22 protein-coding genes are annotated in these 23,513 nt (G+C 58.9%); 11 read left to right on the top strand and 11 right to left on the bottom strand.

Annotated features, from left to right (window positions below):
• From WAW39_RS01300 to WAW39_RS01290, 3 genes are all read right to left on the bottom strand, one after another.
• The coding region (locus WAW39_RS01300) for a CPBP family intramembrane glutamic endopeptidase (protein ID WP_422314966.1) at nt 1–753 on the bottom strand (753 nt) is incomplete at its 3' end.
• A gap of 2 nt (nt 754–755) precedes the next feature.
• Nucleotides 756–1,790 (bottom strand): signal peptide peptidase SppA, encoded by a 1,035-nt coding sequence (gene sppA, locus WAW39_RS01295; protein WP_422314965.1) that lies wholly within the window; start codon nt 1,788–1,790, stop codon nt 756–758.
• Nucleotides 1,791–2,174: 384 nt separating this feature from the next.
• On the bottom strand, nt 2,175–3,638 hold the full coding sequence (locus WAW39_RS01290; RefSeq protein ID WP_422314964.1) for a hypothetical protein: 1,464 nt from the start codon (nt 3,636–3,638) through the stop codon (nt 2,175–2,177).
• A 153-nt stretch (nt 3,639–3,791) separates the two neighbouring features.
• On the opposite strand from WAW39_RS01290, the gene WAW39_RS01285 reads away from it, so the two are divergent.
• Nucleotides 3,792–5,114: a glutamate--tRNA ligase gene (locus tag WAW39_RS01285; protein WP_422314962.1), complete on the top strand. Its 1,323-nt coding sequence runs from the start codon at nt 3,792–3,794 to the stop codon at nt 5,112–5,114.
• 146 nt (nt 5,115–5,260) lie between these two features.
• On the opposite strand, the gene WAW39_RS01280 is transcribed toward WAW39_RS01285, so the two are convergent.
• The 3 genes from WAW39_RS01280 to cutA form a co-directional block, all read right to left on the bottom strand.
• A complete protein-coding gene (locus tag WAW39_RS01280) occupies nt 5,261–6,088 on the bottom strand; it encodes a zeta toxin family protein (protein WP_422314960.1) in 828 nt (275 codons plus the stop codon).
• Nucleotides 6,089–6,151: 63 nt separating this feature from the next.
• Nucleotides 6,152–7,168 carry a hypothetical protein gene (locus WAW39_RS01275; RefSeq protein ID WP_422314958.1) on the bottom strand — a complete coding sequence of 339 codons (1,017 nt, stop codon included), beginning with the start codon at nt 7,166–7,168 and terminating at the stop codon, nt 6,152–6,154.
• Nucleotides 7,137–7,475: a divalent-cation tolerance protein CutA gene (gene cutA, locus WAW39_RS01270; RefSeq protein ID WP_422314956.1), complete on the bottom strand. Its 339-nt coding sequence runs from the start codon at nt 7,473–7,475 to the stop codon at nt 7,137–7,139. The genes WAW39_RS01275 and cutA overlap by 32 nt, the downstream gene beginning before the upstream one ends.
• A 12-nt stretch (nt 7,476–7,487) precedes the next feature.
• Here cutA and WAW39_RS01265 point away from each other — a divergent pair, with 12 nt between their 5' ends.
• The 6 genes from WAW39_RS01265 (at nt 7,488) to WAW39_RS01240 (ending at nt 13,327) form a co-directional block, all read left to right on the top strand.
• Entirely contained in the window at nt 7,488–8,651 is a 1,164-nt protein-coding gene (locus WAW39_RS01265; protein ID WP_422314954.1) for a two-component system sensor histidine kinase NtrB, read from the top strand.
• Nucleotides 8,652–8,793: 142 nt separating this feature from the next.
• Entirely contained in the window at nt 8,794–9,075 is a 282-nt protein-coding gene (locus WAW39_RS01260; protein ID WP_422314952.1) for an SWIB/MDM2 domain-containing protein, read from the top strand.
• 226 nt (nt 9,076–9,301) lie between these two features.
• The gene (gene kdsB, locus WAW39_RS01255) at nt 9,302–10,057 is read left to right on the top strand and encodes a 3-deoxy-manno-octulosonate cytidylyltransferase (protein WP_422314949.1); all 756 of its coding nucleotides are present in this window, start codon (nt 9,302–9,304) and stop codon (nt 10,055–10,057) included.
• A gap of 35 nt (nt 10,058–10,092) precedes the next feature.
• Nucleotides 10,093–11,712, top strand: coding sequence for a CTP synthase (locus tag WAW39_RS01250; protein WP_422314947.1), 1,620 nt, complete (start codon nt 10,093–10,095; stop codon nt 11,710–11,712).
• Between the two features lie 130 nt (nt 11,713–11,842).
• The gene (locus WAW39_RS01245) at nt 11,843–12,589 is read left to right on the top strand and encodes a Bax inhibitor-1/YccA family protein (protein ID WP_422314943.1); all 747 of its coding nucleotides are present in this window, start codon (nt 11,843–11,845) and stop codon (nt 12,587–12,589) included.
• A gap of 39 nt (nt 12,590–12,628) precedes the next feature.
• Complete coding sequence (locus WAW39_RS01240) at nt 12,629–13,327, top strand: hypothetical protein (protein WP_422314941.1); 699 nt, start codon at nt 12,629–12,631, stop codon at nt 13,325–13,327.
• A 333-nt stretch (nt 13,328–13,660) separates the two neighbouring features.
• On the opposite strand, the gene WAW39_RS01235 is transcribed toward WAW39_RS01240, so the two are convergent.
• On the bottom strand, nt 13,661–15,061 hold the full coding sequence (locus WAW39_RS01235; RefSeq protein WP_422314939.1) for an MBL fold metallo-hydrolase RNA specificity domain-containing protein: 1,401 nt from the start codon (nt 15,059–15,061) through the stop codon (nt 13,661–13,663).
• A 74-nt stretch (nt 15,062–15,135) separates the two neighbouring features.
• Nucleotides 15,136–17,031 carry a sialate O-acetylesterase gene (locus WAW39_RS01230; protein ID WP_422314937.1) on the bottom strand — a complete coding sequence of 632 codons (1,896 nt, stop codon included), beginning with the start codon at nt 17,029–17,031 and terminating at the stop codon, nt 15,136–15,138.
• A 183-nt stretch (nt 17,032–17,214) separates the two neighbouring features.
• Between WAW39_RS01230 and WAW39_RS01225 the strand changes: the two genes are divergently transcribed.
• Nucleotides 17,215–18,288: a hypothetical protein gene (locus WAW39_RS01225; RefSeq protein ID WP_422314935.1), complete on the top strand. Its 1,074-nt coding sequence runs from the start codon at nt 17,215–17,217 to the stop codon at nt 18,286–18,288.
• A gap of 5 nt (nt 18,289–18,293) precedes the next feature.
• Here the strand turns inward: WAW39_RS01225 and glsA are convergent, their stop codons facing one another.
• On the bottom strand, nt 18,294–20,111 hold the full coding sequence (gene glsA, locus WAW39_RS01220; protein WP_422314932.1) for a glutaminase A: 1,818 nt from the start codon (nt 20,109–20,111) through the stop codon (nt 18,294–18,296).
• Between the two features lie 117 nt (nt 20,112–20,228).
• Between glsA and WAW39_RS01215 the strand changes: the two genes are divergently transcribed.
• On the top strand, nt 20,229–21,281 hold the full coding sequence (locus tag WAW39_RS01215; RefSeq protein ID WP_422314930.1) for a hypothetical protein: 1,053 nt from the start codon (nt 20,229–20,231) through the stop codon (nt 21,279–21,281).
• A 9-nt stretch (nt 21,282–21,290) separates the two neighbouring features.
• Here the strand turns inward: WAW39_RS01215 and WAW39_RS01210 are convergent, their stop codons facing one another.
• Entirely contained in the window at nt 21,291–22,214 is a 924-nt protein-coding gene (locus WAW39_RS01210) for an endonuclease/exonuclease/phosphatase family protein (RefSeq protein WP_422314928.1), read from the bottom strand.
• An 18-nt stretch (nt 22,215–22,232) separates the two neighbouring features.
• Nucleotides 22,233–22,493: a twin-arginine translocase TatA/TatE family subunit gene (locus WAW39_RS01205; protein WP_395731087.1), complete on the bottom strand. Its 261-nt coding sequence runs from the start codon at nt 22,491–22,493 to the stop codon at nt 22,233–22,235.
• 290 nt (nt 22,494–22,783) lie between these two features.
• Here WAW39_RS01205 and WAW39_RS01200 point away from each other — a divergent pair, with 290 nt between their 5' ends.
• Together WAW39_RS01200 and WAW39_RS01195 are read left to right on the top strand one after the other, a co-directional pair.
• Nucleotides 22,784–23,092: a Dabb family protein gene (locus WAW39_RS01200; protein WP_422314924.1), complete on the top strand. Its 309-nt coding sequence runs from the start codon at nt 22,784–22,786 to the stop codon at nt 23,090–23,092.
• Between the two features lie 18 nt (nt 23,093–23,110).
• Nucleotides 23,111–23,513: aminotransferase class III-fold pyridoxal phosphate-dependent enzyme (locus tag WAW39_RS01195; protein WP_422314922.1), on the top strand; the 403-nt coding region annotated here is incomplete at its 3' end.

Genomic DNA, 23,513 nt, shown 5'->3' with positions numbered 1-23,513 from the left:
GCCGGTGATTTCGTAGGCGAGGCAGAAGAGGACTGCGAGCATCCACAGGGGCAGCAGGCTGCCGACGTGCATGTGGATGATGGCGAACATGAGGGATGAACTCAGTGCTGCGAATGGGGCGTCGGTGTAGCGTTTGAGCACGCCATAGACGAAGCCGCGAAACAGGGTTTCCTCTGCCAGAGGCGCGATCACCACGGCCAGGAAGATCACGAGGAATTTGAAGCCGATGCCGTCTGATTTCTGGAAGGCTTTGACGGTTTCCTGGGGCTCCAGGTCCGTCCAGAAGTTCTGCAGCCAGGTCACAGTGATGGCCGAAACCACATTCACGGAGATCAAGATGATGATGGTGAAGATTCCCAGCGTCACCGCCAGCGAGCGCCAGTGCAGATTCTGCAGGCCAAAGAGTTCGGCGGGATTCAGGCTGCGGACTTGGAAGAGGTAGAGCAGAAGTCCTGCGCAGACGGTGAGATGGAACACCATGCCGAGGACCAGGCTGCCGTCGTTGACTGTGTCTCCTCCGGTCTGGCCCGTCTCATGGGGCTGCATGGAGAGGATGAAAAGCAGGCCTATCCCGGCCAGCACCAGCAAATCCGGCGCGCCGTAGGGACGAGAGAGCACGGAGCCTTCATGGTTCCAGGAGACTTCTGGACGCGCGTGCCGAAGCAGCCAGTAACTGACCAGCGCCATGGCAGTGGCGATGCTGACAAAGACGGACAGATCGTGCAGGACGCCGAATGAATGCACATCCAGCATGATCAGTGGGCGAAGCTCGGGGGAAGGTAATAGGGGACGCCTGGGAGCAGCTTTGGCAGCAGGCCGCTGCTGAGATCCAGCTGCACCTTGGCGGGCTGAGCGCCCGCTTTGGCGGAGGCCGCGCCGAACACATCAAAGAAACTCACTTCATGACGATACTTCACGACGCCAGCATCTGCGGCTTTGCCGAGGGTGCGAGCCAGAGCGTAGGCATCCTCCACGTAGCCGATTTGATCCACGAGCTTGGCGGCGAGGGCTTCACGACCTGTCACCACGCGGCCGTCTGCCACGGTGCTCTTGAGCTGCTCTTTCGGCACGCCGCGTGCCTCGGACACGATTCCGAGGAAGCGGTCGTACATCTGCATGACCAGATTCTGCACGTAGGCCTTTTCATCCTCACGCATGGGGCGTGCGCCGCTGAGGGAGTCCTTGAAGGCACCGCTGGTGAAGGCGGTCATCGACAGGCCCACTTTGCCAAACAGCTCGCTGTAGTTCATGGTCTCAATGATCACTCCGATGCTGGCGGTCAGGGTGGTTTCGCTGGCCACGATTTTGGTGGCACCGCATGCCACGTAGTAGCCGCCCGAGGCCGCCATCGAATCCATGTAGACGACCACAGGCTTGACCTTGGCGGCTTTCTTGACCGCATTGTAGATGATGTCTGAGGCGGTGACCTCGCCGCCGGGGGAGTTCACACGCAGCACGATGGCTTTCACGTTGGTGTCCGCCACGGCCTGCTCCAGTGAGTTTTTGATGGACTCCACGCTGGGCATGGCTTCGGCAAAAAGCCCGCTCATGGTCATGGATGAAATGACACCTTCGAGGTCGATGTGGACGATCTTGTCGCGCGAGGACTGCTTGGGGGACTCGACGGTGGATTCATGCAGATGGCGCTTGGGCCGTGCGGTTGAAAAACTTGCGTCTGCGCCGACATCGAGGTCCAGCTTGCCGAGGAACTGGCCCACATTCAGACCGAGACTCACAATGAGTCCGAGCAGCAGCAGGGCAATCAGGCATCCATAAGATTTATTGCTCATATGGGGGGATGCTAAGCGGCGTGTGATGACTTGCCAAGTATGAATGGCGCTCAGTTAAGGGCGCTGTTTGTGGGTTTTGAAGTTGGACGCACAGACCGCGACGATGCGGCGTTGAAAGACGCTGCTGGTGGGCGCGGCGTGGGAAGAATGCGGTGGGTTTGCTTCCCGACAAGGTGGGGCATGGACCCAGGGCGGCCTTGCTGACGCTCGGCATGCCCTGGGCTGCGATAGGTCGCACCTTTGGTGCTGAGAGGCGGCAGCTACAGAAGAAACACTGTCTTAAGCTAGTAGTACTCGTGCCAAGCATTGATGCCGCATCTCACTCCTCTTTCGGAAGTGTGGAATATTGGCAGGATCAAACCACTGGCAGCTGCGGTCGATGCGTTATTTGAACAGGCCTTTGAGGCCTTTGAAGGTGTTGATGAGGTCCTTGGCTTTGTCTTCGATGTCATTACCGAGCAGGTTTTCGAGCTTCACCTGGAGGTCGGGTTTGACCTCGGGATGGGACAGTGAGCCGGTGATGGTGAGGTCGAATGTGAGGCGGCCACGGCTGTCGGAGAGGCCCTCTACGATGAGCTTTGAGATGGTGCGATTGATGCCGCGACTGGCGATGCCCTGCATGAGGCTTTGCTTCATCGCCTCCCCACAGGAGAGGCGGGTAAGCATGCCCTGCTGGTCTTTGGCGAAGTCCATCCAGGAGTCACGCTTGATGGTGTACTCGTAGTCTGGGAGAGCAAACTGGGTGTCTTCCAGGAAGCGCATGGATTGTTCGCGGTAGAGGATGTGGGCGTGGACGTCCTGGGCGAGCATGCCGCCGATGCGGACGGCGCTGAGGTCGATGCCGTACTTCATGAGCTTGTCCAGATGCTGGCCGGCGGTCTCGCCGATGGTCATGTTTCCGCCGATGGAGGAGCCGCGGTCAATGATGAGGTTCAGATCCGCCGCAGGGGACCACATGCGTGTGGCGGGATCCACGGGATTGACGTCTCCTTCGCCATGGAGGGTCATGTCGGCAAAGCGCACCTGCCGGGTCTGACCGCCGATCTTGGCCACGCCATCCACCACGGCCTTGGCGGCGAGGCGGACGTGGAGTCGGTTGTGTGCCGTGAGGTCTGCGGGGTCGATGTCGATGTCGGTGAGTGCGAGGCTGAAGTCGCTGATGTCGGCTTTGAACTGTGAATCCACCCCTTGATTGGTGACGCGGAAGTGCGCCTGCTCGATGCTGATTTCCTGCAGGGAGAGACGTTCGGCGCTGGGCTCAGGCGGGGGAGGCGCGGGCTGCTCCGAGACAGGTGGAGTGGTCAAAGCGGGTGCAGGCTGTCCGGGCGAAGGGACGGCGGCCACGGGCGGTGATTGGACTGGGATGGCGCGAGGTACTTCTTCCTGCTGCATCTGCGCCAACTTCTCCGGCGGCGGCTGGAAGAGCTTTTGCAGAGAGCTGCCGTCTTGAGGGCTGACGGTTTCAGTCACGTCCAGGCCGATGATGCGCAGGACGCGCGGATAAAAATGGCGGTGCCACAGGCCTTCGGGCACCAGTTCCAGGTAGGCCATCTCGATATTCACAGGCGCATGCTGCATCGGTGGGCGGGCTGCGATGGGGGTGCCGGCGTATTGATCGCGCGGGCCGATTTTGATTCCTGAGAGGCGCAGGCTGGGAGGCCAGGAGAGGATCGAGAGGTTGACTTCATCCAGCTGGACGCGGGCATTGATGTTCTTTTCTGTCTCCAGGGTGAGGCGCTCCTGGTTCACATAACTGCGCAGCCACCAGACGCCGCCCAGAGGGGCCGCCACGGCGAGCAGCACGCCGAGACCGAACAGGATGAGCAGGATGCGGGTGATCTTCTTCATGCCGGTGAGCATAATCAGTCCTGTGAGATTTGAAATTTGAGATTTGAAATTTGAGATTTGAAATTTGAATTGGCGAATTCCGGCTATTGTCGCCACCCCCTGTTTTAACTCGTTCTGAGCGGGCAGGATTGCCCGCACTACTTCCTTCCAATTATGTCCATTCGCGTCCGCTTTGCTCCTTCCCCCACCGGTGATCTCCACGTCGGAGGCGCCCGCACGGCCTTGTTCAACTGGCTCATGGCCCGCAAGAGCGGCGGTACCTTCATCCTGCGGGTGGAAGACACGGACGGCGCGCGCAACACGGCGGAGGCCGCTGCTGGCATCATCAAAGGCATGCGCTGGCTCGGGCTGGACTGGGACGAAGGCCCAGAAGTGGGTGGTGACTGCGGCCCGTATTTTCAAAGCCAGCGCAAGGACATCTACGACGCGTATTTCAAAAAGCTGGAGGACGCCGGGCGCGTGTATGCCGAGGCTGATGGGGCGATGCGTTTCAAATTCAGCCGCACTGCGATCACGGTGCATGACCTCGTCTGCGGGGATGTGACATTCGCCCCGACTGAGGAGCCTGACATGACCATCCGCCGCCCGGACGGCAGTTACATCTTCCACTTTGTGAACGTGGTGGATGACATCGAGATGCGCATGACGCACGTGCTGCGTGGTGAGGATCATCTTTCGAATACCTGGAAGCACATTGATCTTTTTAATGCCTTTGGTGCCACGCCGCCGACTTATGCGCACATTCCGCTGATCCTGAATCCGGATGGCAGCAAGATGAGCAAGCGTGATGAAGGCAGTGCCATCGAGCACAGCTACATGAACGCGGGCTTCCTGCCTGCGGCGGTGTTCAACTACCTCTGCATGCTGGGCTGGACGCCGAAGGCGGAGAGCGAAAAGCTATCGCGTGAGGAGCTGACGGCGCTGTTTGATGCGGATGCGATTCACAGCAGCAACGCGAAGTTTGACCTGAAAAAGGCGCTGTGGTTCAACGCGCAGTATTTGCGGGAGCTGAGCCCGGAGGCGCTGTTGCAGCATGCGCGTCCGTTCCTCACGGCCAAGGGGCTGACTTGGACCGATGACGCGATGGCTGCTGCCGCTGTTCACAGCGTGCGCGAGAAGGTGAGCCTGCTGACTGAACTGCCGGAGTGGGTGCATTACTTCTTCCGCGAGGACTATCCTTTCGAGGCGGATGTGGTGACGAAGCTCAAGGCCAAGCCTGAGAATGCGGGTCTGCTGAAGGCTGCTGCTGAGCAAATGGCTCTCGCCGGAGAGTGGACTGAGCAGAGTGTGCATGATGCCGTGGAAGCGGCAGCGAAGGCGCTGAGCGTGAAGCCGGGTGCGATGATGCCGCTGCTGCGCTTTGCGCTGAGTGGTCAGTCACGCGGGCCGGGTGTGACGACGATTGCGCATTTGATTGGGAAGGAGAAGACGCTGGCGAGGATTCAGCGGGCGTTGGGGGAGGTGATGGGCGCATAATCTGCGCAGCAAAATAACAGCCTTGGCTGCAAGGTAAGCAAATAGAACTGCCGACCTATTTGCTTACTTTGGTCGCCGAACTTAATTTGGGTATCGCCTTGAGTGGTGACCCAGCGAGCGCGCTGGCGATCTCCAAATTGGCCTTTTCAGTCCATTCCTGAGCCTGCTGCGTCGAGGACGGCTTGCGGCCAGACCTTTTGGCGGCTGGCTTCCTGCCAGACGCTGCGGGCTTTTTCTTCGAGATCTTCAACATCAACGGAAGAGTAATGCAATCTGCCTCCAGGCGCAATATCGGCGATGTCGATTTCAAAAGGAATTTGCGGGGCGGCCTGGCTGCCTGCATTGTAGAGTAACAGAATTTCAGCTTTTTTTTGAAACTCTTTAGCGAGCTTAAGAACAGAAGCTTGGACTTCGGCATGAAGAGCTGGCAGCGCCAAAAGTGGCACCATTCGGCCCTCGTCAATGCCGCGCTGCAAAGCTCCCCAGCAGGCCAGTTCAACGGGGCGGTGGACGTATGCCAGATGAACTCTCCATCCATGGGATAATGCCAGTTTAATCATACGTCTGGCCCATTCGGTGTCCACCAGGGTCCCATCCCAATTCAAATCAGCCGGTGCTGTTCGCTGCAATGCATACGTTTTGCCCGCAGCCCAGCCGCCGGCCATGAGTCGCAGGAGTTTTCGTCCCTGCCGTCGGCGAATTTCTCTTTCCAGCCTGTCCTGTGCATAACGCCAAGCATCCTCCCAGGAAGGGGTGATGTCACGCAAGGTGCCAGGCAGGTGTACCCGGTAGCCATCATCCAGAAACCTTGCAAAGTCTGTACTAATGATCCGCCCTTCGCGTGTTTCTGGCAATGCATCGTATTGGGCATCAGCCGCACGATTGTCCGCTATCAATGCCTGGAAACGCAGACGCCGGATCTGCTGTTCCAAAGTCAGAGTGGGTTCTGGAGTTACTTTTTGTGGCGAGGACATGCACTCAAGAATGTCGAAACGGCAGGTTTTGGCGAAGGATATTCAGACCCCTTGAGATAGGCATCAGGGGGTCTTCGTTCTTCGAGCCATGAGTGCCTGAATGAATTTTTCCTTGGCTTTGCGTGGCCGCGATTGCTTTTTCCAAGGTGAATCGGGCTTAGCAGTCATGGCTGAAGCATAAGCCTCCCATAGAATTTCCCCATAATAATGAGAATCACTTTGTTGTTGGTCAGCGAAATCAATCGCCCTCCTCAACCAATTTGGAAAACGTTCGTCGAACATCTTGCAACGCTCGCCATTAGGCATTGGCGGCATGGAAATAAAAGGGCTTCGCATCAGGTAGTTCAGAGCGCTAATGGTTCTGGATGCGGCCTGTTGGTGAGGACTGTCAGGCTGAACTTTCAGACTGACTGGCGGTAGTTTCAGCATCTGCAGTCGCTTCGTCTTGGCCTTGATTCGCTTGATCGTGCCTGGACTGTCATTCCAGTGAATTGGAACGTAATTCCAAGTTGCGGATAGGCGACACGCAAGATCGGGCTGTGCTTCGATTACCAACCAGAACTCCTGGGTCAAAAACATAGTTAGATGATAAAGCCATGTCATCGCCTCTTCGGAGCCTTTCTCGGCACGCTGAACAATGCCCTCCAACAAGAATTTGGTTTGCTCAACTGCCGCAGCAATCTCGCCGCCACCTGCATTTTCGCACCAAGTCCTGGATTTGATGACTCTGCCATCGGCATCTTTGGTTTCTTCTTTGTGTATTTGCTGAGGCTTGGCCCTCAGGTTGAATTGATCAAAATTGTGGAGATGCCAGTTTTCGGCAGGCGAATCTCCTGTAGGCTTCTTGTTACCTAACTCTTTCAGCCTGCCTCCTGAAACCATGTAGCGTTGAGCTTCAGCGACTAACCAATCAATCATAGCCTTCACTGCTGCATCCGGCGCATCTATCTTTCTTGTTGAACTTTGGGCATCAGTAATTTTCATCGCTTTTTTGGCTGCAGTTTTCAACAGCTTCTGCCATGCAGTCCATAATGAATTGGCGCTTATCCTAAAACGTGCTGGGGGGGAGGTAAAAAACATTCTCTCCAACCCATCGCGCGTACGCTTCCGACACCTGCTCCGGTTTAAGGGCCACGATTTCTGGGACGTCGTAGGGGTGGAGTTCGCGGAGGCGGGATTCGAGGAGGGGATAGGCGGTGGGGGTGGTTTTGAAGATGGCGAGGACTTCGGCGGAGGTTTCCACTTTGCCCTGCCAGCGGTAGATGGATTCGATGGCGGGGATGAGATTCACGCAGGCGGCGAGTTGCGATTCCACCAGTGCCGTGCCAGTCTCGCGGGCTTTCCCGATGTCGGGGAAGGTGCAAAAGACGATCAGGAGGTCGTTCATAATCGTCAGCCTATGAGATCTGCCTTCATTGACAAGCTTATCAAACGCATGGACCGCCTGGAACCGGGCGAGGTTCAGGGCATCGTGCTGGAGCTAGTGCGGGAGAAGAAGTTTCAGGAGAAGGTCTTCGAGGCGCTGCAGGAGGGGGTGATCCTGCTGGATACGGAGGGGAAGGTCAGTTATGTGAACCGGGCGGCGTGCACCTTTTTTGGATTGGAGCAGGATCAGGTGATCGGCCAGCGGCTGGCGCAGGGGGTGCGGGGACTGGACTGGAATGAACTGCTGAAGCCGGGGACGGTGGTGAGCCGGGATCTGGAGGTGTTTTACCCGGAGAACCGGTACCTGAATTTCTACATCACGAGCATTGATGATGATTCGGCGCTGGGTTTTGTGATGCTGATCCGTGATGTGACCGAGACGCGCAAGCGCACGGAGGAACAACTGGAAAGCGAGCGCCTGAATGCCTTCACGCTGCTGGCGGCCGGGGTGGCGCATGAGCTGGGCAATCCGCTCAATTCTTTGACGATCCATCTGCAGCTGATGGAGCGACGCCTGAAGAAGATGGGGGCGAAGGGGGCCAGCCTGCGGGAGCACCTGGATGTGGCGACTGGTGAGATCAAGAGGCTCGACTTCATCATCGGGCAGTTCCTGGCGGCGATCCGGCCGACGAAGCCGCAGCTGCAGCGGGTGCAGTTGCGCGAGCTGCTGGATGAGTGCGTGCGCTTTCTCCAGCCGGAGATCGAGGCCTGCAAGGTGAAGCTGAAGCTCGACCTGCGCTCTGATTTACCCGCCATGCCGCTGGATGCGGGGCAGATGAAGCAGGCGGTGTACAATCTCATCCGCAATGCCTGCCAGGCCATGCCCAATGGCGGGATACTGACGATCAACGGCACCTTCACGGATTTCGAGGTGCGCCTGAGCTTTGAGGACACGGGGAAGGGGATCAATGCGGAGCAGATGGGCAAGCTTTTCCAGCCCTTTTCCACGACCCGGACCACGGGCACGGGCCTGGGGCTGCTGATTGTGCGCCGAATCATCCGTGAGCATGGCGGGGAGATCGACATTGAGAGCCGTGAGGGGCTGGGCACCCGGGTGAGCCTGTGGCTGCCGCTGGTGGAAAAGAGCGTACGGATGCTGGAGTCTGGGCGGGATATGGGGGCAAAAGCCGAGCCGTAGGGGTAGGGCTGAGTGCGGACTGGCTACGCGTATGGCCTACTGTTTCTCAATATTACGTAAAAGATTATAATTATCGCCTCGGATCAATCCGATGCATTACGGAGGTTGACCATGGGGCAAAATTCGGCCAGCATTTACCCCCATGTCTGACTCAACCAATCCGAAACCCGCCCGCAAACTGAACCCAGCCCTTAGCAAACCCGTCCAACCGGATGAGATTCTTGCGAAAGTGATCGGCTCCGAACCGCTCTCCCGCGGCGAAATGACCAAGAAGCTGTGGGAATACATCAAGAAGAACGGTCTGCAGGACCAGGCCAAGAAGACCAACATCAATGCTGACGAGGCGCTGAAGGCTGTCTTTGGTGGCAAGAGCCAGGTGACCATGTTTGAGATGACCAAGCTCGTCTCGGCTCACGTCAAGTAAGCCCGGCATCCGCAGTTCCCTGAGTTTCGGGGAAATCGCGGCGAAAGGCACCCTTTCCAAAACCCGCAGATCGACCTGATCTGCGGGTTTTTTGCGTCTGGGTGAGGCTGTCTGCTGGGAGGGGATAGGGCATTGACCGAGGGCTGCCGCATGAGCGCTCAAATCTCCCTTGCATCGACCGCTCTTCCGCGTCATCTCAGGGGAACCTGCCCGCCACCACCACACCTTGGCAACCACCGACTCTTCACGCACCCTCGTAGCCATTCCTGCCCGCTGGGGTTCCACCCGCTTCCCAGGCAAACCGCTCCACCTCATCGCCGGCAAACCGCTGGTGCAGCACGTCTGGGAACGCTGCCAGGAGTGCCGGCAGATCGACGACGTGATCATCGCCACGGATGACGCCCGGATAGCGGAGGCTGCGGCTGGATTTGGGGCGAAATTTGTCCTGACCGCCCCGGAGCATCCGAGCGGCACGGATCGCATCGCCGAGGCGGCGAATTCGTACCCGGACCACCGGGTCATCATCAATGTGCAGGGGGACGAGCCGCTGATCTCACCGGCGCTGATTGACGAACTCGCCCGCACACTGCGCGACGACCCAGGTGTGAAGATGATCACTGCTGCCGCGCCGATCCAGGATGCCGCGCAGATCAGCGATCCGAACGTGGTCAAAGTCATCTTCGACACGCAGGGAGACGCGCTGTATTTTTCGCGCTCGCCGCTGCCGTACCTGCGCAATCCTGAGGCCTGGCCGCGAAGCTACCGCCATCTGGGCATCTACGGCTTTCAGCGCAGCTTCCTCTTTCAGTTTGTGGCGTGGCCGCCTTCGCGGCTGGAGCAGACCGAGTCACTGGAGCAGCTGCGCGCCCTGGAAAACGGCTCCCGAATTCGTGTGGTGCTGACGGACGAGCTCTCGCCCGGCGTGGATACGCCGGAGCAAGCCGACGCGATTGAAAAGCATCTTCAAAAACAATCTTCTTGAACTGCGCCCCGACAACCTCCAACCGAAGAGAATCCATGAAATACATTTTTGTCACAGGCGGCGTCGTTAGTTCACTTGGCAAGGGGCTTGCCGCCTCCTCTCTGGGCACGCTGCTCGAACTCCGTGGCCTGCGGGTCATCATGCAGAAATTTGACCCGTACCTGAACATCGACCCGGGCACGATGAACCCGTACGAACATGGCGAGGTGTATGTGCTGGATGACGGTGCGGAGACCGATCTGGACCTGGGTCACTATGAGCGTTTCACCCACACGAATCTTTCGAAGCTGAACAACCTGACCTCGGGGCAGGTGTACCAGAGCGTGCTGGACAAGGAGCGCGCCGGGAAATATCAGGGGCGCACGGTGCAGGTGATCCCGCACGTGACCAACGAGATCAAGGCGCGCATGCACGAGGTGGCGGAGAAGATGGGCGGAGACGTCATCATCACCGAAATCGGCGGCACCGTGGGTGACATCGAAGGCCTGCCTTTCCTGGAGGCCATCCGTCAGTTTGGCCATGAGGTCGGCGTTGGCAATGTGCTGTTCATTCACGCCACGCTGGTGCCGTACATCAAGGCCGCGCAGGAACTGAAGACCAAGCCCACGCAGCAGAGCATCGCCAAGCTGCGCGAGATCGGTATCGCCCCGCACATCATTCTCTGCCGCACCGAGCATCCGCTGGACCTGGATGTGCGGGAAAAAATCTCCCTGTTTGGCAACGTGCCCATCGACTCCGTGGTCGAGGTTCGCGACGTGAAGCACACGATTTACGAGGTGCCATTGAAGCTGCATGAAGAGCGGCTGGATGACAACGTCTGCCGCCTGCTCAATCTCACCACCCCGCAGCCGGATCTCACCCGCTGGCGCAACTTTGTGCAGCGCGTCATTCACCCCACGCACCACGTGCGGATCGGGGTCGTGGGCAAATACATCGAACTGCAGGATGCTTACAAGAGCATCTACGAATCTCTAACGCACGCAGGTGCCTCCCACGACTGCAAGGTGGACATCATCCGCGTCGATGCCGAGAGCATTGAAAAGGCCGGTCCTGAGCTTTATCTTACTGGTTTGCAGGGCATTCTCATCCCCGGTGGCTTCGGTGACCGTGGCACAGAGGGGAAAGTGGCCGCCGCCCGCTATGCCCGCGAAAAAGGCATTCCATTTTTTGGCATCTGCCTCGGCATGCAGATCGCCGTCATTGAGTTTGCCCGCAACGTATGCGGCTTGAAGGGTGCGACCAGCACCGAGTTTGACAAGACTACGGCGCATCCGGTCATCAGCCTCATGGAAGAGCAGAAGAAGGTGAAGCTGCTTGGCGGCACCATGCGCCTCGGATCCTGGGTCACGGATCTCGTTCCCGGCAGCAAGGCCTTCGATCTTTATCGAAGCGCCACCATCACGGAGCGTCATCGCCATCGCTTCGAGTTCAATTCTGATTACAAGGAACTCATGGAGCAGAAGGGCATGCTCATCTCAGGCACTTCACCGAAGGGTGATCTGGCTGAAATCATTGAACTGCCCTCGCACCCCTACTTCGTTGGCTGCCAGTTCCATCCTGAGTTTCTTTCGAAGCCGAACAATCCGCATCCGTTGTTCTTCGGCTTCGTCAAAGCCGCCATGGATCACCATGCGGTGGCGGATCCGGTGTGCTGAGCGGAGGCTGCTTGAACTCCGTTTTGGTGCCTTTCGTGGGTGCCTCAATCTGAGGAAAAGCATCAAAGAGGTCGATTGACCAACCCACGGGGCGTCTTGTAGTTTGTGGTTGCAATCACACTCACAAATCATGCGCTCTTCCAATCCTACGCTTAGCGACCATGTCTTTGAGAAATCACGCTCCGGGAATCCGGCCGATGGAGTGATGACGCTCAATGGAACCGTGCTCAAAACCGCCATCCTTACCCTGCTGCTGGTCACTTCGGCCAGCTGGAGCTGGAAGATCCTCATGGGGGGCAGTGCTCCTGCTTGGTTCGGCTCTGCGCTCACCTATGGCTGGATCGTTCCTCTGGCGCTTGCGCTCATCATTTCCTTCAAGCCCACCACGGCACCTGCACTCGCGCCGGTGTATGCGCTGAGCAACGGTGTCCTCGTCGGCCTCATCTCCGCCCTGTATGAGAAGGCCTTCGGTGGCATCGTCCTCACCGCCGTCATGCTGACCTGCGGCATCCTGTTTGCCCTGCTCGCCGCTTACTCGACTGGGATGATCAAACCGACCGAGAATTTCAAGCTGGGTGTTTTTGCCGCAACTGGTGGCATCGCGATTTTTTACCTGGCCACCTGGGTGCTTGGCATGTTTGGCATCCAGATTCCCGGCTTGTTTGGCAACGGATTGGTTGGAATTGCCTTCTCGGCATTCGTGGTCATCCTCGCCGCGCTCAATCTGGTGCTGGACTTCGATTTCATTGAAAACGGCTGTGCTGCCGGTGCGCCGAAGCACATGGAATGGTATGCCGCCTTTGGCCTGCTCGTCACCCTCGTCTGGCTCTATCTTGAAATTCTGCGCCTGCTTAGCAAGCTGCGCAGCCGCGATTGAATATCTTTTAGACTGCTGAACTCCAACCTGCCTCCTACCATGAAAACATCCCTCTTCTTCAGCCTCCTGCTGGCCAGCGCTACATTGAGCCAGGCCAATCCCGAAATCGCCACGATCATCGATCAGGAATACGGGGCGGCGACCTCCGAAGGCGTGGTGCTGCTGCAATCACCGGCCAGTGCCGCTGATCCGACGCAGTGGTCCGTCTATGCGCGTGATCCATTCCGTCAGGGCGAACTCGTGCGTGCCATCCTCACTGCTGAAAAAAGCGGCTGGGCGCCGAAGGCCGCCGGTGGTGGCACCAAGCTGCTCACGCGCGTGCCGCCGCAGGTCATCGCGTTCAACCGCATCAGATTCCGTTCTTCCGACGCGCTCAAAATCGCGCAGCAAAACGCGGCGCTGGCCAAGACGAACTTCGTCACTGCTGCTTACCAACTCGCCGCCAATGCCACCACCGGGGCGCCTGAGTGGGGGCTCGCGCTCAATGGCACGGATGGCAATGAAGTGGGATTCATCGTCATCTCCGCCGAGACTGGCGCGGTCATTCATCAACAGTGGGACAACGGTCTGGCCAGCAATGTGCCCGGCGCGCCGGTTTCTTCTCCTGAGCCCGGTTCGAAAGGTGAACGTGCTGCCGACAACGTGAGACGTGCCGCGCGCAACGCCTGGGAATGGACCGGCGACACGGGGCTCGAGGTCGGGCACTTCTTCAAGCGGTTGTTTAAGGGCGGGAATTGATGCTGATGCGGGCTGCTGCCCGCAGTTCGAATGTCACCCTGAGTGATGCGGGCAAGAGCGCCCGAATTACTCCATGAGCTATTGAACCTTGCGCAATGGACTGAGGCGAAGAGCGTTCATGGCGGAAGTGAACGCATGGCCTGAATGAGACAAACTCGCGGCGGGGCTCATTGCAGACGCTGCTGGCAGGTTTGAAGTGTGGCGGAGTGCTGGGTTTGCTTCCCAGACTGGATGCCGGAACCCAGGGGAGCGCTCGCTAATGCTCGGCACCCCTGGGCTATGTGACGGAAGGCCGTTGGCCTTCAAGGCAAGTTTGTCAGTCTATCGCGCAAGTTATAGCTCCACGGCCTGGTTCATCACTGCGATTTTCACGCTGCTTTCTCCGTGCTTTGCATCCAGGGCGGCTTTGAGGGCGGTGGAGCGGTCGGGTTCGCCGTGGACGAGGAAGACGTTTTTCTTTGGACCCTGGACACGATTGAACCAGCCGAGCAGTTCGTCGTGGTCGGCGTGGCCTGAGAAGGAGTCGAGGATTTCAATGCCGGCGTGAACCTCAAACTCGTCGCCGAGGATGTTCACGTGCTGGTGGCCTTCGCGCAGCTTCCAGCCGAGCGTGTTCTCCGCGCAGTAGCCGACGAAGAGGATGATGTTGTGATCGTTGCCGACGTTGTTGCGGAGGTGGTGGAGGATGCGGCCGGACTCGGCCATGCCTGAGGCGGAGATGATGATTGCCGCGCCTTTGAGTTTGTTGAGGTTCTTCGACTCATTGACATCCCGCACGAGTTGCAGCCCCTCAAAGCCGAAAGGATCATTGCGCATGAAGGCCGCCTCATGCACCGAGGGTTTGAGCTCATCAACGTGCAGGCGGAAGATCTCCGTGGCTTTCACGGCCAGCGGGCTGTCCACAAAGGTGGGAATCAGGGGGAAGCAGCCTTCGTGGCGCAGTTGATCCAGCGTGTAGAGAAGCTGCTGCGTGCGCTCAACCGCAAAGGCGGGGATGATGAGCTTGCCCTTTTGCTGCAGGATGCGGCGGATGATCCGGCAGATGTGCTCATTGGAGTCCGTGGCCAGTTCGTGGTGCCGCCCACCATAGGTGCTCTCCATGATGATGTGGTCCACCTTCTCGCAGGCTTCGGGATCTGCCAGCAGGTCATTGTTGGGGCGTCCGATGTCCCCGGAGAACAGCAGGCGAGATTTTCTGCCGGTCTGGCGGTCGTCGATGTCGAGGATGACCTGCGCGGAACCGAGGACGTGGCCGGCATCGATGAAGGTCATGGTGACACCGTCGGCGATGATCATGGGGCGGTGATAGCCCACAGACACAAACTGGCGCATGCAATTCTCCGCATCCTCCATGGTGTAGCTGGCTTCCAGCAGCGGCAGGTTGTCATTTTTGCGGTGGCGGTTGAGCCAGTTGATGTCGCTCTCATGAATGTGCGCCGCGTCCGGCAGCATGATGCTGCACAGATCGCGCGTGGCGGGAGTGGCGAAGATGTTGCCGCTGAAGCCGCGTTTGCACAGGTGAGGCAGATTGCCGCTGTGGTCGATGTGCGCATGTGAGAGCACGACCACGTCAACCTGCTGCGGATCAAAGGGAAAGTCGCGATTGCGCTCAAAGGCTTCACTGCGCCTGCCTTGGTAGAGGCCGCAGTCCAGCAGGATGCGCTGGCCGTTGACGGTGATGAGATGTTTCGAGCCGGTGGTGGTGCCGGCGGCACCGCAGAAAGTCAGTTTCATGGTTGGAGAAAAGGTGGCCAGTTGCGCCGCAACTGACTGTCAGTCTGGACCGGTTGCGGCGCAACCGGGCAACTTTATTTCATCCGATACGCCTCCACTTCCGTGGTGAAGGCAAATGTGTTCGGATACTCTGCAGAAAGCTTTTCGTGATGATCAAGGTAGCTCAGGCGGATGAAGCGTGCTTCCGCGTCAGGGAAATTCAGGTCGGCGCGTTCTGCCTTGCCGAGCGGAAACACATGCCTGCCGACTTCGCGGAAGGTCCTGCCATCCGTGCTGACGGAGACAGCGATGGTCTTGGTCGAGCCGACGGTGGGAACACCGACGCGAACGAGGTTGAGAGGGTGGGCTTTTTTGAGATCAATCGTGACGTGCTTGGGAAACGTGTCGGTGTTGCTGGTGGCGTAGCAGTTCGGCGGAAACTCTGCATAGGAGCCGTCGGTCAGGCCGGTGTCCCAGCCGTAGGCGTTTTTGTCGCTGCTTTCCCAGGTGCAGCCACGAGCGAGGTTGTCGCCCAGATCCGGGTCCACCGGCCAGTGTGTGTGGAAGGCGGTGGCGGGCAGGCCGTCCTTGTTCATGAGATTGGCGATGGCGAGCTTGCTCCAGGCAAAGCGGGCACGGCGGGGTTCTGGGACAGCGGCGGTGCTGATGAGGACGCTGCTGCCGTCGATTTTGGCTTCGGCGGGGTGGAAGATGCCGTCCTTGCCGGCGATTTCGAAATGTGTGAGCGGCTTGCCATCACGCGCAGCGAGGCCGCTGGCTGCGTGATCAAATTTCACGCGGATGGAGCTGCCTTCAGTGGCGTGGCTGGCATAGAGCGGGCCGTTGGGTTCGATCTCACTGCGGCCGTAGTTCTTTGCCAGCGCCCAGAGAGACAGGCGGCGGGCGACTTCCTTTTTATGCGCGGGGTGGATGTCGGATACTTCACCGATGTCCGAGATGGTTGTCATGCCGGTGTTCGGGATGTTCAGACACTCGCGCTGCGCCTGCCAGAACTGCGGCAGGATTTCCACGTCTTCCGCGCCATATTGCCATGGGGCGATCTGCACAAAGTAGAAAGGCAGATTTGGCTGCTGAAAGACGCTGCGCCAGGAGGCGAGCAGGGCCTTCGTTTTCTCCGTGTAGGTGAAGCCTTCCGCATGGTTTGACTCCCCTTGATACCAGATGGCACCACGAAAGGCGTAAGGCACCAGCGGGTGAATCATGGCATTGTAAAGCGAGGTCGGCGTGACTTGGTTCAGCGGCAGCACCGCAGGCTGCGCTGGCATGGCGGGCACGGCCTGTTTCTGACTCAAGGCAGCGCGTGCGGCCTGCGTCCAGCTTTCGATGGCGGCCAGATACTTCTCATTCTCGGCGCGGTAGGAATCGCTGCCGGGAAGCTTGGAGCGGATGTCTGCGGTGAAATCCTTCAAGGCGGGCACGGCTTCAAAGCCTTCCAGGCTTGTCCAGGGTTCGATCCGTGTGCCGCCCCAGGCGCTGAGAATGATGCCGACTGGGACTTTCAGCTCCTCCTGCAGCCGCACGCCAAAGTAATACCCAATGGCAGAGAATGAGGCGGCGCTTTCCGGTGAGCTGCGCGCCCAGGCGGTCTTCACGTCATCCTGTGGCGTCAGTGCCACGGTCTTCGGCACTTCGATGAGGCGCAGATTGGGATGCGTGGCTTTGGGAATGTCTGCGGCGCTGTCCGGCTTCATCTGCATCTCCCACTCCATGTTGGACTGGCCGGAGGCCAGCCACACCTCGCCGACAAGCACATCCTGAATGGTCACGTTTCCTGCTTTCAGCGCCTGAGGCTCGGCATTGGCGGCAAGTGGGTCCAGTTTGACCATCCACTTGCCGGCTGCATCGGCCTTCGTTGTTTTTTTCTGCCCGGCAAATTCGACGGTGACGTCCTCACCCGGGGCTGCCTTGCCCCAGACTGGCACCGGCAGGTCGCGCTGCAGCACCATGTGATCGGTGAAGATGGACGGCATTTGCACTGCAGCATGTGTTGTGGTCAAAACAGCAAGGCAGGTGCAGAGAAGCAGCATTTTCATGGTTGTTCGCGAATTCTGGCAGGCTTGCCGAATTGCGCCAGCAAAACGGTGCGATGAATTGCGTACTCATTTCCTGCTTGGCATTCACCACTCAGTCCATCATCGTTCCAAGTTCCAATCATGCGCCTCCTCCTCACCCTCGCTTTTCTCGTTCAATCTGCCACCGCCGCCGAATGGACCATCTCAACCTTTGCCGGGAATGGCACCCAAGGGGGCAGTGGTGATGGCGGTCCTGCCACTGCGGCGCAGATCGACAATCCCTTTGGCGTCACACGCGGGCCGGATGGTGCCATCTGGTTCTGCGAATATACCGGCCAGCGCATCCGCCGAGTGGCCCCCGACGGTACGATCAGCACCATCGCGGGCACGGGAAAGAAAGGCTACAGCGGTGATGGTGGCCATGCTTTGGAGGCGACCTTCAATCTGCCGCATGAGTTGCGTTTTGATGCGCAGGGGGATCTGTATGTTGTCGATATGTCGAACCACGTCGTGCGCAAGATCGACATGAAAACGAAGATGATCACCACCTTCGCAGGCACCGGCGTGGCGGGGTACAGCGGCGATGGCGACCTGGCGGTAAAGGCTCAGTTCAAACAACCCCACAGCATTCAGTTCGGCCCCGATGGCAGCCTCTATGTGTGTGACATCGGCAACAATGTCATTCGCAAGATCGACATGAAGACTGGCGTGATCAGCACCTTTGCCGGTACCGGGAAGCCGGGCGCGACACCGGATGGTGCGCCTATCGCAGGCACGCCGCTCAAAGGCCCCCGCTCACTGGATTTCGACAAGATGGGCAATCTCTGGCTGGTCACGCGCGAGGGGAATCAGGTCTTCAAATTCGACCTCAAGGCGGGCACTATTCATCACATGGCAGGCACGGGGGCCAAAGGTTTCAGCGGCAACGGTGGTCCGGCCAAACTGGCGACGCTGAGCGGTCCGAAGGGGGTGGCGATTGACGCGGCTGGCAATGCCTGGCTGGCTGACACCGAAAGCCACAGCGTGCGCATGATCGATGCGAAAACCGGCAATCTCGAACTCATCGCCGGCACCGGTGAAAAAGGCGACGGCCCGGACGGCAATCCGCTTCAGTGCAAAATGGCGCGCCTGCATGGCATCTTCTGCGATGCAGACGGCACCGTTTATATCGGCGACAGCGAAACGCACCGGGTGCGTCTGCTGAAGCAGAAGTAATACCACTACGAGCGGTGGAAGGCAGAGATGGACAGGTTTGCCTGACGCAGGCGGCTGGCGATTTCCTGCGTCATTTCCTGCAGCAGCGTGATCTTCAGCGAGGGGTTGCGCTCGTTCAGGGAATCAAACCAGGCTTTGGTGATGACCACGCATTCCACCGGCTCCAAGGCCACGATGTCTGCCGAGCGCGCTGAGCCGTCCAGAAAAGCCATCTCACCCACGGTCATCCCGGCGGTGAGGACGTCGATGCGCTTGCGTGTTTGATGATCGGTATGGATCTGCACCTCCACGGTGCCGCCGACCAGCACCAACATCTCAGCGGCCATCTCTCCCGTGCGGATGATCGTCTGATTGCTCGCATACTGACGCCGCTGCAGTTCTTTTTCGAGAAAGACGATGTCTTCATTGGTGCACTGGCGGAAAAGGGAGCAGGATTTAAGCGACAGCGGTGCATGCGGACGCCACGAGACGCCAGAGACTTCGAGCAGCAGGGAATCCTCACAGTGCTCCAAGGCGGCATCCATGGTGGGGAAGATGTCCGTTTCAGCGATGCCGACGGTGCGCAGGGAGGTCATGAGCTTGGCGGGCTGGCAGAAGATCACGCGTACTCCGTGGGGGGCCAGGCGAGCGCCGAGGTTGGCCAGCAGGATCAGGCTCACGGAGTTGGCGTTGACGACTGCACGCAGGTCAAAGATGATGTGCTTGCACTCTGCGGCAAGCGACGTGGCGTGGCGAATGACGGGCTCAATGGTGGTGAAAGTGAGCCCGCCCTGAAGTTCCATGACCTGGATCATGGAGCCGTTTACACGCAGCAGCTCGCGCGCCTGCGGTGTCAGCCGACGGCGTGAGACCACCTCGCCACCATGATAGGCCAGGCGGATGGCTGAGAGAGGAGTCGCGGTCGGATTGAGCATGTGCAGCGCCAGCTCGCGAGAGAGATCCATGCAGACTTTGATGCCGCGATCGCTGTTGCCCTGCTTGTCCAATGGTGGTGAGAAAATGCCGATGCCCAGCTGGCCGGGCAGCACGGCCAGAATGCCCCCGCCGACGCCGCTTTTGGCGGGCAGGCCCACGCGGTAGATCCATTCGCCGGACCAGTCATACATGCCGCAGGTGGCCATGACGCCCAGCACGTTGTCCACGTACTCGGAGGGGATGACTCGTTTGCGAGTCAAGGGCTGGATGCCTTGATTGGCCAGTGTGGCCCCCATCAGCGCCAGATCCCGGCAGGTGACCTCCACCGAGCATTGCTGGAAATAGGTTTCCAAGGTCTCATCCGGGTCTTCATCCAGGATGCCGAAATTGCGCAGCAGCCAGCCGATGGCGCGGTTGCGGTGTCCGGTTTCGCTCTCACTGCGATAGACTGACTGATTGATCTCCAGGGGCCTTCCGGCAAAGCCGCTGAGGTAATTCAGCACGCGGTCGATGCGGCTCAGGCCGTCTTTTTTCAAAATCTGCCCGGCGGTGGCGATGGCCCCGGCATTGATCATGGGGTTGAAGGGGGCGCCGGTGCCTTCCTTGAGGCTGATGGCATTGAAAGCTTCGCCCGAGGGCTCCACGCCGATTCGCGACAGGACATGGTTTTCACCACGGTCTTCCAGCGCGAGGCCGTAAACCAGGGCTTTGGAGATGGATTGGATGGTGAAGGCATGGCGGGTGTCGCCAACTTCATAGACATGGCCGTCGCGCGTGGCGATGCAGATGCCAAACAAGCGTGGATCGGCCTTGGCCAGTTCTGGGATATAGTCTGCGACATGACCGTCCATGCTGGACGCGTAGCGTGAATACAATTGTTCGACGTACTCTTGGATGGGAGAGAGCATCCTAATGTTAAAGCAATCGCCATGCCGAGTGCGTAAAATTCTGAAAATGGATGCATTGGCGATGTGAATATCGGTTGGAAAAAACCGGTGCTTCAGCAAGTATCTCTCTTCACCACCATGATCTCACTCCGCACCTGTCTCTTTGCCCTAAGTCTGCCAATCTTTGCTCACGCAGATCAAATCGTGCTTGTCGCCGGCGGGGGGGCGCAGCATGCCATGGACATCGCAGCGACGGATGCTGTGTTGAAGGAGCCCTTTGGCACCGCTTTTGACTCCGGCGGGCACATGTGGATCGTCGAGATGGTGTCTGGCAACCGCCTGCTGCAGGTGGATGGCGGCGGCACCATCCAGCATGTGGCCGGTCAATTGAAGCCCGGAGACAGCGGTGACGGCGGGCAGGCCATTCGTGCGCAGTTTAATGGGCCGCACAATCTGGCCGTGCTGCCCAATGACAATGTTTTGATCGCTGACACCTGGAACGGCCGGGTGCGTGTGGTGGACGTGAAGGCGCGCATTGTTTCCAATCTCGAAGGCTGGCGTGCCCCTGCGGGCAAGGAAAAGGGAAATGGCCCTTATTGCATCACGCTGAACTTTGAGGGGACCAAGCTCTACATCGCGGATCTGCTGCAGGTGCATGAACTCGATCTTGCCACGCACCAGAGCAAGGTGATCGCTGGCAATGGCAAACGTGGCAAGCCTGAGGACGGTGCGGTGGCCATCGACGCACCTCTCTCAGATCCACGAGCTGTGGCGCCCGACCGTCAGGGAAACATCTATATTCTCGAACGCGGTGGCAATGCGCTGCGAGTGGTCGATAAAACCGGCCATATCCGCACTGTGGTCAATGCCAGCGGCAAAAAGGGTGGCGAAGGGGATGGAGGTGCCGCGCTCGAAGCCACGATGAACGGCCCCAAGCATCTGTGCGTGGACAAGGACGACAGCGTCATTATCGCGGATGCCGAGGCTCATCTGGTGCGCCGGTTTGTTCCGACCACAGGGAAGATCGAGCGCATCGCCGGGACAGGCAAGCAGGGCAGTGCGGGAGTGGGGGGGGATCCCCGGCAGTGTCAGCTTTCGCGTCCGCATGGCGTCACCATCAAGCCGGACACGGGAGAGCTTTACATCACGGACAGCTACAACAATCGGGTGCTGAAGATTGTGAAGCAGTAGCAGCGCCACTCATTTCAAAATCGGCTCTGGGCTGATTTTGAGGACCAGGGGGCGGTGATCGCTGGCTTTGTAAAAATCGCGGTCGGCGTGGACGAAGGAGTTGCGGGTGTCGATGTGCGGCCGCAGCAGGCGGCTGGTGAAGCAGTAGTCGAGGCGTGAGTAGATGTCCGCAGTATCCCAGAAATGGGTCCAGACCTCGCCATTGGCATCGCGCAGGAGGACATCTGTCAGGGACGTCTCGGCGGATCGCGGGCTGCCCATGATTTCCGCGAGGGAGGGCTCGTTGCGGTGGGCGTTGAAGTCGCCGTAGGCCAGGATGCAGGCTCCTGGCTCCTGGGTGAAGATGGAATCGATGTGCAGGCGCAGAAGACGTGCTTCATTGCGGCGCATCTCGGCCTGGTCGGCCTCGGAAACCGTGCGCATGGACTTCAGGTGCACTCCCAGGAGATGCAGGTCAAAGGTGGGCGTGATGGCGATCGTCACATCGAGAATGCCGCGCTGTAACGGCAATGTTTGCGCGCCGATTTGATAGGTGAGCGTGGTCTGCGTGTTGCGTGTCTTGATGGGCAGGCGCGAGAGGAGGGCGAGGCGGCGTGAGGGATCGCCTCCATGGGCTAGTTCGGTGTAGGGCAGATCCACGCCTGCTGCTTGCAGGCGCTGCTGCAACTCTGCCAGGTCATCGGCGGTGCCGATTTCACAAATGCCGAGGATGTCGGGGTGGATGGCGGTCAGTGTTTTCACCACCTGGGCGCGCTCAGTTTCGGGCTTTGGGGTGGCAGGTTTGCCGATGGATCGCTCCATCGTCAGCCAGTTCTTCAAATTGTAGGAGCAGAACGTCAGGCGTTCGGGCTCTGCGGCGGACAGGAGTGCCGCGAGAGCAAAAAAAACGGCGGGTCCCAAGACCCGCCGCGTGAACTGTGGAAGTGGCAGCATGCCAGCGGATGGATTCGACTAGGAATCTTCGACGTTGGCGACGGGCTGGCGCTTTTCCTGAGGAGGCGTGATTTTTGGGCGTTCGACTTCTTCCTGAGCGTTCTGAAGCTCCTGCTCGAACTCGGTGCGGGCCTTTTTGAACTCACCCATGCTCTTGCCCAAGCTGCGGGCAAAGGTGGGGAGCTTTTTCGCGCCAAACAGGACGAGAATGAGAATGCCGATGATGATCATCTCAGGCGTGCCGAGAGGACCGATTGCAAGGATGGATGTGGGGTTCATGATGGTACTAGGTTTGCATTGTTCGTGGTGACGTGCAACGCGGACTTTAAGTCGTTCCCAGTGGGGCCATGGTCCTTTGCGCGGAGTGAAAACGACCCGGCAGGAACGCCGTGGTGATGTCTTCTGTGTTATTTAACGCCGCAACGGGCTGGAGGTTAGCAAAAAACACCCAATTTAGATATTTTTGTTTGGCTCAGCTGCCTGAATGGCCCCGTCTTCGTCTGGTCCTGCGTTGGAACCAGAGTTTGGCGATTGCACAGACTGTCTGTGCGCGTACCAATGCGCTCACTATGATTCATAACGTTTATTTCTGGCTCAAGCCTGATCTTTCTGCGGAACAACGCGCCACTTTTGAGACGGAGCTGATGCATCTGCTCGAAATCGACTATCTCGTGCATGCCTTTGTGGGCAAGCCTGCGGACACGGAGAAGCGGCCGGTGACTGACCACTCTTTCAGCTACTCGCTGACGCTGCATTTCAAGGACCTGAAGGACCATGAGTTCTATCAGAAGGAGTGCCCTAAGCACCTGCGCTTTGTGGCGGCGTGCAAGACGTTCTGGGAGCGGGTGGTGATTTACGACAGTTCTCCGCTGCATTGATTTTACCCTTTTACGGCCATGTCCTACACTTTCCCGAAATCCGCGGAGCTTTTCGCCCGCGCCCAGCTTAGCATCGCAGGTGGCGTCAACAGCGGCATCCGCAAGATGGAGGTGCCGGTGCCTCTGTATTTTGACCACGGCAAAGGCTCGCGCCTTTTCGATGTGGATGGCAATGAGTACATCGACTTCCAAATCGGGCAGGGGGCCATCCTGTACGGTCACGCACCGGAGGGCATGGCCAATGCCATTGGCACCCAGGCACACAAAGGCACGCACTGGGCGGCGCAGAGTGAGCTGGAGATCGAGGTGGCCGAGAGGCTGCAGAAGATGATCCCGGGTGCGGAACGCGTACGCTTCAACAACAGCGCGACCGAGGTGGTGCTTTCAGCGCTGCGACTTGCGCGTGCACACACCGGCAGAT

Source organism: Prosthecobacter sp. (genome assembly GCF_049294395.1).
In the GTDB taxonomy this organism is placed as follows: domain Bacteria; phylum Verrucomicrobiota; class Verrucomicrobiia; order Verrucomicrobiales; family Verrucomicrobiaceae; genus Prosthecobacter.
This window is presented reverse-complemented; position numbering and strand designations above follow the sequence as displayed.